This window comes from Lacimicrobium alkaliphilum, assembly GCF_002591895.1.
Classification (GTDB): domain Bacteria; phylum Pseudomonadota; class Gammaproteobacteria; order Enterobacterales; family Alteromonadaceae; genus Lacimicrobium; species Lacimicrobium alkaliphilum.
Genome location: NZ_NISX01000012.1, coordinates 74,056 through 85,728, shown reverse-complemented (window position 1 = coordinate 85,728; position 11,673 = coordinate 74,056). Strand labels below are relative to the sequence as shown.

The 11,673-nt window shown below is 50.6% G+C and carries 7 protein-coding genes; 6 read left to right on the top strand and 1 reads right to left on the bottom strand.

Features of this window, described 5'->3' with window-relative positions:
- Positions 1-42 precede the first annotated feature (42 nt).
- Entirely contained in the window at positions 43-699 is a 657-nt protein-coding gene (locus CDA54_RS12500; RefSeq protein ID WP_099035403.1) for a GntR family transcriptional regulator, read from the bottom strand.
- A gap of 113 nt (positions 700-812) precedes the next feature.
- On the opposite strand from CDA54_RS12500, the gene CDA54_RS12495 reads away from it, so the two are divergent.
- The 6 genes from CDA54_RS12495 to CDA54_RS12470 all read left to right on the top strand — a co-directional run bounded on the left by CDA54_RS12495 (position 813) and on the right by CDA54_RS12470 (position 11,660).
- Positions 813-2,045 carry a M24 family metallopeptidase gene (locus tag CDA54_RS12495; protein ID WP_099035402.1) on the top strand — a complete coding sequence of 411 codons (1,233 nt, stop codon included), beginning with the start codon at positions 813-815 and terminating at the stop codon, positions 2,043-2,045.
- A gap of 51 nt (positions 2,046-2,096) precedes the next feature.
- The gene (locus CDA54_RS12490) at positions 2,097-2,534 is read left to right on the top strand and encodes a nucleoside deaminase (RefSeq protein WP_099035357.1); all 438 of its coding nucleotides are present in this window, start codon (positions 2,097-2,099) and stop codon (positions 2,532-2,534) included.
- The gene (locus CDA54_RS12485) at positions 2,515-3,288 is read left to right on the top strand and encodes a substrate-binding periplasmic protein (protein WP_180237208.1); all 774 of its coding nucleotides are present in this window, start codon (positions 2,515-2,517) and stop codon (positions 3,286-3,288) included. Before CDA54_RS12490 ends, CDA54_RS12485 begins: the two co-directional genes overlap by 20 nt.
- 107 nt (positions 3,289-3,395) lie before the next feature.
- Positions 3,396-6,620: a DEAD/DEAH box helicase gene (locus CDA54_RS12480; RefSeq protein WP_099035355.1), complete on the top strand. Its 3,225-nt coding sequence runs from the start codon at positions 3,396-3,398 to the stop codon at positions 6,618-6,620.
- A 337-nt stretch (positions 6,621-6,957) separates the two neighbouring features.
- Positions 6,958-9,921 (top strand): TonB-dependent receptor, encoded by a 2,964-nt coding sequence (locus tag CDA54_RS12475; protein WP_099035354.1) that lies wholly within the window; start codon positions 6,958-6,960, stop codon positions 9,919-9,921.
- A 170-nt stretch (positions 9,922-10,091) separates the two neighbouring features.
- On the top strand, positions 10,092-11,660 hold the full coding sequence (locus CDA54_RS12470) for a tryptophan halogenase family protein (RefSeq protein WP_099035353.1): 1,569 nt from the start codon (positions 10,092-10,094) through the stop codon (positions 11,658-11,660).
- Positions 11,661-11,673: the final 13 nt, after the last annotated feature.

Sequence of the window (11,673 nt, the reverse complement as noted above, 5' to 3'; positions counted from 1 at the left end):
GTTTTTTCAAAAAAAGCATTGGGGAGTTGTTGCAGACACCGTTTATGCTGACTTTTTCAGCATTGACTTAATATCCTGCATCGCCTGCAGAATATGCTGGCGTAAATAATCACAGGCCAGCTTGCTGTCACCGGCCTTACACAATTCAAGTAACTGGCGGTGTTGCTCAGAGGAGGTAACAATTTCACCTTCACGGATGATATACATACGGGTATAGCGCTCTGAATTCTGGCTCAACATACGCACAAACTCTTCTGTTTGTGGGCGATCGGCACGACTATAGAGTTTCTGATGAAACTGACTGTTCAGGCGTCCGGTAATATTGTTGCTGTCACCATCTTCAGTAGCCGCCTCAAGCTGTGCCAGAATATTTTCCGCCTCGTCAAAGTCCTGCTCCGTCAGCCCACTGACAGAATACTTTAGCAACTCAGCTTCAAGCATCGCGCGCAACTCGAACAATTCATCGATCTGCGCAATTGAAATCTCCGCCGCCGTTGCCCCTTTATGGGCTTCAAGGTTAACCAGCCCCTCAGCCTCAAGTTGCATCAGGGCTTCTCTGACAGGAATGCGGCTGACCCGCATTTCTTCGGCCAGAGCGGCCTGTCGCAGCGGCTCTCCGGCCTTGATCTGCCCGCTGACTATCTTTTCTCTTATGGCCTCAGTCACCAGTTGCGTACGTGTTTTATGTTCAATGGCCATATCTCTCTCTTTATAATTGCATACCAAATACATTATACGGATCTGCAAAACAGGCGCCATAGAATCCGGCAACAGGTGATATTATGGATGTCATAAAACAACAGGAGAATGTTATGCAACACAACGGCATTGGTGGCAGTACCGCAGAACAGGCGCTCGCCAGACTTGAAGATATGACCGGCGATCTGTCACCTGTCGGCATTACGGAGTACCGGCAACGTATTGCCAAAGCGCAAGCATGGATGCAACAGCAAGGGGTAGAGGCGTTATATCTGAACGCCGGAACGAACCTGAGCTATTTTACCGGGCTGCACTGGTATGCCAGTGAGCGTATGGTAGGAGCCATTCTGCCTGCACAGGGGCCACTGAAATATATCGCGCCGGAATTTGAAATCGGCAGTCTTAAAGATCATATGCTGCTTGATGGCGAGATCCTGGCCTGGCTGGAACATGAAAATCCTTACCAGCTACTTGTTTCTGCTCTGCAAAAAATGGGCATAGCCAGCGCGGGCACCCTGGCTATCGATGAAAGCACGGCATTTTTTATCTTTGATGGTATCCGCCAGGCGGCGCCCGCTTTAAACTTAGTCAATGGCAGTCTTATCACCGCCCATTGTCGCATGCACAAATCCGCCGCCGAGCTTGCCCTGATCCAGCGCGCCATGGACATGACCCTTGCCGTGCATCAGGCTGCCGCCAGTATTTTGCATGAAGGCATCAGCACCAAAGACGTTGAAGCCTTTATCCATCAGGCCCACCGCAAAGTCGGCGCGCCCGGCTCCTGGTTCTGCATTGTTTTATTTGGTCAGGCCACGTCATTCCCTCATGGTGTCAAAGATCCCCAGTTTCTTAAAAGTGGCGACATGGTACTCATCGATACCGGTTGCAAGGTGCATGACTATTTGTCCGATATTACCCGTACCTATGTGTATGGCGAACCCAGTGCCCGTCAGCGACAATTCTGGCAGTATGAGAAGCAGGCTCAGGCTGAAGCCTTTACTGCAGCCCGCCCCGGCGCCACCTGTGGCGATGTGGATAAGGCAGCCCGTGACTATCTTGTAGCTCAGGGGCTGGGACCCGACTATCAGTTACCTGGCCTGCCCCACCGCACGGGCCATGGCATCGGTATGGATATTCATGAATGGCCCTATCTGGTCAAAGACAATCCGCAGATGCTGGCCCCTGGCATGTGTTTCAGCAACGAGCCTATGCTGGTAGTACCCGGCGAGTTTGGAATTCGTCTTGAGGATCATTTTTATATCACCGAACAGGGTGCCAGATGGTTTACCCGGCCGAGTCACGCTATCGATGATCCCTTTGGTTATCAGGCTGACTATTCCAACTAAACAGAAACTGGTTTATGCTGAAATCCGGGCATAGGGTGCAGAGGTTGGAGTATGGATGTATTTCTTGAAGCCGCAATAGAACAGGCCAGGCTGGGGTTAGCCGAAGGAGGCATTCCTATTGGTTCGGTACTGGTTCACGATGGCAAAATACTCGGAGCCGGCCATAATCGCCGGGTGCAACAGGGCAGCGCCATACTCCATGGCGAGATGGATGCTCTGGAGCAGGCCGGTCGTCATCCGGCCAGTGTCTACCGGGAATCGATTCTTTATACGACCTTGTCACCCTGCAGCATGTGCAGTGGTGCCATCTTGTTGTATGGCATTCCAAAAATAGTAATAGGCGAGAATCAGACCTTTATGGGTGAGGAAGAACTTTTGCAGTCCAGAGGCGTCAAATTGCAGGTCGTGCAGGACAAAACCTGTATCGCATTGATGGAAGAGTTTATTCAACGTAACCCGGATTTATGGTTTGAAGATATCGGCGAGTAAGTTAACGACCCTGGCCCTTTGGCTATGGCTGCCATTTTCTGTGCTGGCTGCGCAAAAAATCAGCGTGGGTGTGTACGACTACCCTCCGTTTTACATTGCATCAGCCGAAGGCCATAGCGGCGTCACACCTGATATCATCAGGCTGCTCAACCAGGCTCAGCAGGAATTCGAGTTTGAGCTGGTTAATACGACATCAAGGCGTCGCTACCAGGACTTCGAAGCCGGCCTGTTCGATCTGATGCTGTTCGAAAGCGCCGAATGGGGCTGGCAGAACCACGATGTGGTTGCCACTGAGCCTTTTTTCTCTGGCGGTGAAGTGTGGATAGCCTATGCGATGCCGGATAGAGATCAGAGCTATTTCAAAACCATCGGTAAGAAAAGTCTGCTTGGCGTACTGGGTTATCATTATGGTTTTGCGGCACTGAATTCAGATCCGGACTATTTAACCAACAACTTTTCTATCCACCTGCTGGATAATCAGGAAAAAATCATTAACCTGATTGCCGAACAGAGAGCCGATATGGGCATAGTGGCGCTGTCTTTTCTGAACAACTACCTGCACCAACATCCGGGAATGCGCGAAAAACTGCTGATTTCGGAAGAGTTTGATCAGACCTATGAACATGGCGCGCTGCTCAGAAAAGATGCTCCCCTCAGCGCCGGTTGGCTGAACAGGCTGTTTAGTCAATTGCAGGATAAAGGAGAGCTCGAGCGTCTGTGGTACAAACACCATTTACGTGAAAAGGAAGAGTAATACCAGGTCACCCGGGCAATACTAATAAAATTCAGGTTTTAGCATCCCTGCCCCTATGCCATCATTAGCCCCTTAAATTTTAGCAGCCATACCACCAAATAATTTTCATGCATTCCATTAAGCAGCTTCAGAGTGTGTTCCACCAGCGTGACTGGGAGAAAGGCCACCGTATGTATCAGGCCGGTTTCGTGCTGGACATCACGTACGATGAAGAATTACATATGCTTAGCGGTGAAATCGAGAGTGAGCGCGGTGCCGGCAGTTATGACAGTTTTCTGGACTGGGGCATGAAGGATATCCTGTCAGACTGCAGCTGCCCGGTAGGTGGTTTTTGCAAGCATACTGCGGCCATGGTGCATGCACTGCTGGCCCAACGGCAGCAAAGCAAGGGTGCATCGGAGCGGGATATCAGCCGTTGGTTGCAACAGTTTGAAACACCGCAGAAAAAGCCGACTGAAAATGAGGAAATATTGCTGTTTTTCCTCGACAATAAGCAAGCCGGAGAGCTCAAAGGGGTGCAGGTCAGTGTAAAGAGCAGCCGCCGACTCAAATCAGGCCAGCTCAGTAAGAGTCTGCGCGGACAATACATCTCAGAGCATTTCCTGCGCGCCTCATCACTGAGCGAGCAGGACCGGCACCTGTGTGCCGATCTGCTGGCCAACAAGACCCCCTTCGATATGGTGGAATCTTATGCTTTGCTGGAGAAACTGATTGCCACGGGTCGTTGCTACTGGCAAAACATCAACAACCCGCCCCTGACGCTACATAAAAACAAACAAGCCCGTCTGGGATGGCAACATAAAGATCATTGCTACGCCCTCAAAGTAACAATCGACGGCACTCCGTCTGCTCAGGTATTGCAATGTCTGCCTCTGGCCTATGTGGATACAGAGCAGATGCAACTCGGACAACTGGAATTTACCCTGCCGCCAGGCAAGGTAAAAACACTGTTAGCGGCACCGCCCATGTCCGGCGAACAGCTCTCTCATATCTGGCCTCAGGTTGAACAACTGCTGAATACTGAAACACAGCTCCCGCTGCCACAAGGCATCAGGGCGACCCGGCCGGAAGCGCCTGTGCCCAGGCTCAGTTTTGTCTCACCACCGAATAATCCGGATTCATCCAGAGCCCTTCTCAGCTTTGATTATCAGGGTAAAGGTATCAGCCCCCATAGCCAGGACAACCAGCTCACAGGTGATAACGGCGAGATTCTGTATCGACACCAGGCCTTTGAACAACAGGCCATAGAACGGCTTACCGAGGCAGGGTTTAAGCCAGTGGCAGCGTATCAGCAACATTGGAGAGCGCCGGATTTCGAACTCAGATTAAAAAAACAACAATGGTATCCGATACTCCATCAACTGGTGCCGGAACTTGAATCTGAGGGCTGGAAAATTGAGTTTTCCCCTGATTTTCATTTTCAATTACTTGAATCTGACGGGCATATCGAAGCCGAGTTTGAACAGCAGGATAATGACTATCTGTCACTGGCAATGAATATCGATGTCGATGGCCATAAGATGCCCTTATTTCCCATATTGCACAGCGCTATTGAGCAACTTCCGGCTGACCACTGGCAACAGAATGAAAGCCAGAACAGGGAATATGAAGAAAAAATTGTCTATGTAGAACTGCAGCCCGGACAGTGCCTGCCGCTGGCCCTGAAAACCGTTAAGCCACTCATAGACCAGTTTATAGAGCTTTTTATGCCGGGAAGACTCAACAAAGACGGCAGCCTTAAACTCTCAAAACATGTCAGTCATCACGCCCTCGGCATATTAAACAATCAGGGGATTACCAGTGGCGGTGAAGGGAAGTTACGTAATATGGCTGAACGCTTACGCCATTTTGATGGCATACAGCCAGTACCCTGCCCGGATACGCTGCACACGGAGTTACGTGAATATCAGCAAAATGGCCTGAACTGGATACAGTTTTTACGCGAGTATGAACTCGCCGGTATTCTTGCCGATGATATGGGTCTGGGAAAAACACTTCAGGCGCTGGCCAACCTCTGTATCGAGAAACAACAGCGCAGATTAACCACCCCGGCGTTGGTACTGGCGCCCACCAGTGTCATTTTTAACTGGCAGGCAGAGGCAAAACGCTTTGCACCAAACCTGAAAACCCGGGTAATTTACGGGAATCAGCGCCAATCACTTTTACAGGATGTCACAGGGCTGGATTTGCTAATCACCAGTTATGCCCTGCTACCCAAAGATATAGCTCATTATCAGGAGACAACCTTTCACTACCTGATCCTGGACGAAGCCCAGTATATAAAAAATCCCAAGACCAAACTCTACGCTGAATTACTTAACCTCAGAGCCACTCACAAGCTGTGCCTGACGGGCACACCGATTGAAAACCATCTCGGTGAGCTGTGGTCACAATTCAACTTCCTGCTACCGGGCTTGCTGGGCAATCAGCAGCAGTTCAACCACCTGTTCAGAAACCCGATTGAAAAAAAGCACGACAGGCAGCGCCTGCAGTTGCTGAATGAGCGCATTGCTCCGTTTATTCTGCGCCGCACAAAAGACAGAATTGCAAGAGAATTGCCCGCCAAGACCGAGATTCTGCGACCAATAAAGATTCAAGGAAAGCAGGCACAACTCTATGAAAATGTGCGTCTGGCGGTAGATGACAAATTACGACAAGTGATTGCCGCCAAGGGACTGGCCAAAAGTCAGATTGAGATCCTCGATGCCATGCTCAAACTGCGCCAGGTTTGCTGCCATCCGCAGTTGCTACCCGGGAATATGTGCAAAAATATCACTCAGTCGGCCAAACTGGATGTGCTCATGCAGATGCTTCCTGAGCTGATTGAAGACGGGCGACGGATACTGGTCTTTTCGCAATTTACTTCCATGCTTGCGCTGATAGAACCCGCCCTGAAGCAGGCAGAAATTCCGTACGTCACACTAACCGGTGCCACTCGCAACCGTGAAGCCATCATCAACAGCTTTAAAGACGGCGAAGTACCCCTTTTTCTGATCAGCCTGAAAGCGGGTGGCACCGGACTCAATCTTACTGAAGCCGATACGGTGATTCATTATGATCCCTGGTGGAATCCGGCAGTGGAAAATCAGGCAACAGATCGTATTCACCGCATTGGCCAGAACAAGCCGGTATTTGTTTACAAGCTTATTATCGAAGGCTCTATCGAGGAAAAGATACAGCACTTACAGCAGCACAAAAGTCACCTGGCAAAAGCCATATTGTCCGACCGGCTATCCGATACCGGTACCACGCTGGATCAAACTAACCTTAAGGCTCTGTTACAACCTCTGAGCCACTTCGTAAGCCCCCCACCCAAAAGCCCATCTCATTAACATATTAAAAACACTTGCATTACAAAACAAAAGACGCTAATTTTGCATGAAAGCGCTTACATTTTAATTCTAATGGATTTAGAGTTGTTCAGAAATTGCGCTTAGTACTGAGTAAATGCAATTAGAACAATTAGTTGCAGATAAAGTGTCAGGGAATAAGCCCTTATCTACATGGGCTGAAAATTTGTTAACTCAGAACAAATTCTTGTAGCTAAATTTTTACACCAGCTACATAACGGATAATCAGGCTAACAAGGTATAGATGTTTTTTTGATATACAATTGTAAGCGCTTACAAAAAACACCAAAGAGCACGATGTTATACGTCGGAGGGACACATGAAGCAAAACAGATTTAAAAGAACACAACTGGCCAGTTGCCTGTCGGTAATACTGGGTACTGGCATGAGCGCGGCTTATGCACAAGACAGCAACAACGACACAACGGCCGATAACGGGCCTGTTGAGGTCATCGAGGTATCGGGTATCCGTAGCAGCCTGATCCGGGCAATGGATGTCAAACGTGAGGGTACCGGTGTTGTTGACGCCATCTCAGCCGAAGACATCGGCAAGTTCCCGGATACTAACCTTGCGGAATCACTTCAGCGTATCACCGGCGTATCTATTGATCGTCAGAATGGTGAAGGTGCCCGGGTAACCGTTCGCGGCTTTGGTCCGGATTATAATCTGGTGACCCTGAACGGACGCCAGATGCCCACCTCCTCTATCGAGGCCACAACGGCATCATCGTCACGCTCTTTTGATTTCGGTAACCTCGCCTCCGAGGGTGTTTCAGCAGTTGAAGTCTATAAAACCGGACGTGCGGATATCTCCACTGGCGGTATTGGTTCAACCATCAACATATTAACCACCCGTCCGCTGAATGCGCCGGGTATGCAGGCCACCTTCGGCGTCAAAGGTGTACATGACACCTCCAGCGAAGACGGCAGCGCACTGACACCGGAGCTTTCCGGTCTGTACAGCAATACCTTTGCTGACGATACTTTCGGTGTGTCTGTCAGCGGTAGCTACCAGAAGCGCGAAAGCGGCAATCAGCAAGCCAACACAGGTGGCTGGCATTCATTTTCCGGTGTCGCTGACCAGGACTGGGGTGCAGGTACTGCCGAGTGGGGTGGTATCCCTGACGGACCGGATTCAGGTCATATAAACCGCCCCAGTGAAGACTCTATTTACTCTGTACCTCAGAGTTTGGGTTATGCCTTTAATGAGGTTGAGCGCACCCGTACTAACGGTCAGCTGGTGCTGCAATACCGCCCTGTCGACGATGTGACCGCTACCCTGGATTATACCTATTCAAAAAATGAGGTGGCGACCCAATTCCGGGATCTGTCTGGCTGGTTTAACTTCGGTCCTTCCACAGGTGAGTGGACCGATGGCCCCATAGCCTCGCCGCTGGTTTACGCCGAGCAAACGCCGGGGCTTTCCGATCTTGCCATGGGCGCGGGCAAATTTGCCTCTGCCAATGAAAACAAGTCTCTTGGCTTTAATCTTGAGTGGCAGGCCACTGACAATCTGGAATTGGAACTTGATGCCCATAGCTCTTCTGCCGAATCCGGTCCCGACAGCCCCTGGGGCAGCAACAATGCATTTGGTGTAGCGGCCTTTGTCCGTGCCGAGAGCATTGGTCACTTTGATCAGGACTTCCCGGTACTGGAAATCGTCTATCCTGAGGGTTATTCCGCTTTGGATCCACAGGACATTCGCATTGCCGGCAGCTCGTTCAGAAACAGCTATATGCGCAGTGAAATCGATCAGTACCAGATCAAGGGCCGTTATACCTTTGACGAAGGCGTCCTCAGCAGCATTGATTTCGGAGTGGGCAGCACAGACGTCGACAACCGCTCTGCCTTTTCTAACGTTCAGCGTGATACCTGGGGTGGTGTTGGCGAAGCCGGTGATTTCGACAGTTCATTCTGGCCAATTTCGTCCGTTGCCGACAGGTTTGATCTTCCCGGCAGTGGTAGCCCGAATCTGCAGAATGAATTTGCCGTGTTTGACTTTGAGAGCGTCAGAGCCCGTGCAGCCGAACTTTATCCTGTTGCCGGTGCCGGCGACTGTGGCAACGGCTTCTGCCCGTCTTCTGATTACACTACCGACAGACGGACTCAGGAAGAGAATACCTACGCCTATTTCCAGGCTAATATGATGTTTGATATCGGCGACATGCCCGCCAACCTCTCTGCCGGTATTCGCTATGAGAAAACCGATGTGGCTTCTCAGGCGCTGGTACCGACCTACACCAACATTGGCTGGGTAGCTGCCAATGAGTTTACACTGATTGGTAATGGCGAACAGGAGTTCACGGATCTCAAAGGTGATTATGATTATTACCTGCCCAACCTGAACTTTGATGTTGAGCTTAGCATGGATATAAAAGCCAGGTTCTCTTACAGCAAAACCATTGGCCGTCCCAGCTATGGTGATATCCAGGGTGGCCTGACCGTTAACCAGTTGCTTCGTATCGATGGTGGTACGGGCTCCCGCGGTAACCCTGAACTGTTACCCCTTGAGTCAAATAACTACGACCTGTCACTGGAGTGGTACTACGATGAGGGCAGCTATGCGTCAATTGGTTATTACCGTAAAGACGTGAAGAACTTTATCGGTACCTCTATTGTTGAAGAACCAGTGTATAACCTGCCACACCCGGCTCAGGGCTCGCGCTACGCTGAAGCCGTAGAGGCAACAGGCAGTATGGATGCTAATCTGATTCGTGATTACATCATCGAGAACTATCCGGATTCCGTGGACGGTGACATGATTCTGGGTATCGAAGGTGATGACGCGCCGGCAAACTTTGATATCACCATTCCGGTCAATGACAAAGAAGCGGAACTGGATGGTTGGGAAGTGGCCGTTCAGCACCTGTTTGGTGACAGCGGCTACGGCATCATTGCCAACGCGACTATTGTTGACGGTGATATCAGCTACGATGACTTCAGCCTTGAGCAGCAGTTTGCCCTGATAGGCTTGAGTGATTCGGCTAACCTGATTGGTTTCTACGACAAAGATGGCTTCCAGATTCGTCTGGCCTATAACTGGCGTGACAAGTTCCTGTCTGCTACCGGTCAGGCCACAGGCGCACATCCTGCTTATGTTGAGGAATATGGCCAGTGGGATATGAATGCCAGCTATGAGGTGAATGAAAACCTGACGGTCTTTGTCGAGGCGATTAACATCACCGACGAGTATGGTCGTTCACACGGCCGTGCTGAAGAGCAGGTGCTGAATGTAACCCAGACAGGCCCGCGTTATAACATCGGCGCGCGCTACAAGTTCTGATAGCCAGCGTCCGTTAAGCTAGAGCCGCTTTTGCGGCTCTTTTATTCTCTTACAGCAAAATCCATCAGATTAACCTATTCCGGTCTGAGTAATTTAATCTGATTTGGATTTTTAACAGTAAAGGCTTCAGGTCGTATTGACCCCGGCGCAAAAGCGGGTAAGTTGTCACTATGCATAATAGTAAAATTCGCGTTGTAGTGATCGGTGGAGGTACAGCAGGCTGGTTAACTGCTAACCTGCTGGCTGCGGATCATGACACCCGCGAGCAGGGCAACCTGGATATCACCCTGATCGAATCCCCCGATATTAAAACCGTCGGTGTGGGTGAGGGTACCTGGCCCTCCATGCGCACAACGTTAGAGCGTATTGGCCTGTCGGAAACCGATCTGATCCGGGAATGTGACGCCAGCTTTAAACAGGGCTCCTTGTTTCATAACTGGTGTAGCGCCGATGGTAGCGAACACTACTATCATCCCTTCAGCCTGCCAGCGGGTTATCAGCAACTGGAATTCAGCCGCTTCTGGCAGCAACACCGTAAAGACATTGATTTTGCCAGCGCTGCAACGCCGCAGGCCAGTATCTGTCGCCGGGGACTGGCGCCAAAACAGGTGTCTACGCCGGAATATGCCTTCATACTTAACTATGGCTACCACCTGAATGCCGCGAAATTTGTTGAGCTTTTGACGCGTCATGGCAAAGAAAAGCTCGGCATTTGCCATATCCGGGATAAGGTGACAGACATTCTCTGGCCTGAACATTGCGACAAACAACAGAGTCCCATCAAAGCGGTTAGTACAGAAAAGCATGGTCTGCTGGAAGCGGACCTCTTTATTGATTGCAGTGGCTTTAGCGCTCTGCTGGTAGGTAAGCATTATCAGATACCCATGCACAGTGTGCAGGATGTGCTGTTTAATGACCGGGCGCTGGTGCTGCAACTGCCTTATCAGAGCGAACAGTCACCCATCCAGTCCTGCACGCTTTCAACCGCGCAGCGAAATGGCTGGATCTGGGATATCGGCCTGTCTTCACGCCGGGGTGTTGGCCACGTGTATGCCAGTGCCTATGAGTCACAGGCTGAGGCTGAAAAACGCTTACGCGACTATGTTGCCAAAGATATAGGCGAACAGGCCGCCAGCGAGGCGGAACTCCGTGAATTGAGGTTCAATTCCGGGTATCGCCAGCAATTCTGGAAACAGAACGCCGTAGCAGTTGGCCTCAGTGCCGGTTTTATAGAACCTCTGGAGGCGTCGGCGCTGGCGTTAATCGAGATGTCAGCACGCTTTATCAGTGATAATTTGAACGCCCTTGAGCAACAGATGCCCGTTGTCAGTGAGCGCTTTAATCAGCGTTTTTTATACCACTGGCAGGGCATCGTTGAATTTCTTAAGCTGCATTATTGTCTGTCGCAGCGGCAAGATAGCGCATACTGGCGTGATAACCGCGAAAACCTTAGCGACTCCCTGAAGCAGAAACTGATGCTATGGCAGCACCAGTCGCCCTCTGTCTATGACAAGCCCCTGGCTGAAGAATTGTTCCCTGCAGCGAGCTTTCAGTACGTCTACTATGGTATGCAGGGCGCAACAGACTTCGCACCACTGCGCAGGCAGGCACAACAGGCTGACCAGGCCGAACAACTGCTGCAGGAGAATCAGCACAAGATCCAGAGAATGACTCAGGCTCTGCCTAGCAACAGAGCCCTGATTAATGACATAAAACAACAGGGGCTTCGCCACCTGTAATTGTTTCGGAGCA